Source organism: Arthrobacter sp. CP30 (assembly GCF_053470025.1).
Genome location: NZ_JBQEMM010000054.1, coordinates 1 through 502 on the forward strand (window position 1 = coordinate 1; position 502 = coordinate 502).

The 502-nt window shown below is 69.9% G+C and carries 1 protein-coding gene; it reads right to left on the bottom strand.

Going from position 1 to position 502, the window contains the following annotated elements; all coding sequences use genetic code 11:
* On the bottom strand, window positions 1-502 hold a 502-nt coding region (locus tag ACTIMO_RS17295), incomplete at both ends, for a fasciclin domain-containing protein (RefSeq protein WP_448183224.1).

Below are 502 nucleotides of genomic sequence, written 5' to 3' on the forward strand. Positions count from 1 at the left end.
AGCCGGCGGCGGGGGGCGTGAGGACGGCGTCGATGAGGTAGACGACGGCGTTGGCGGTCTGGACGCCGCCGCAGATGACGTTGGCGTCGTTGACCTTCAGTTCCTGGCCGGATCCGGTGATCTCGAGGTCGGCGCCCTGGACGGTGGTCTGGGTGGTGCCTTCGAGCTCGGTGGGCTGGATCTTGCCGGGGACGACGTGGTAGGTGAGGATGCTGGTGAGGCCCTCGGTGTCGGTCTTGAGGCCTTCGACGGTCTCGGCGGGGAGGGCTGCGAAGGCGTCGTCGACGGGTGCGAAGACGGTGAATTCGTCGCCGTTGAGGGTGTCGACGAGGTTGACGTCGGGGTTGATGCCGCCGGAGACGGCTGCGGTGAGCTGGGTGAGGATGGGGTTGGCGCCTGCGGCGTTGGCGACGGGGAGCAGGGACATGCCTTCGACGGAGCCGTCGCCGGAGGGGACCTGCTCGGCGTAGCCGGCGCAGCCGGGGCCGACGAGGTTCGCGGC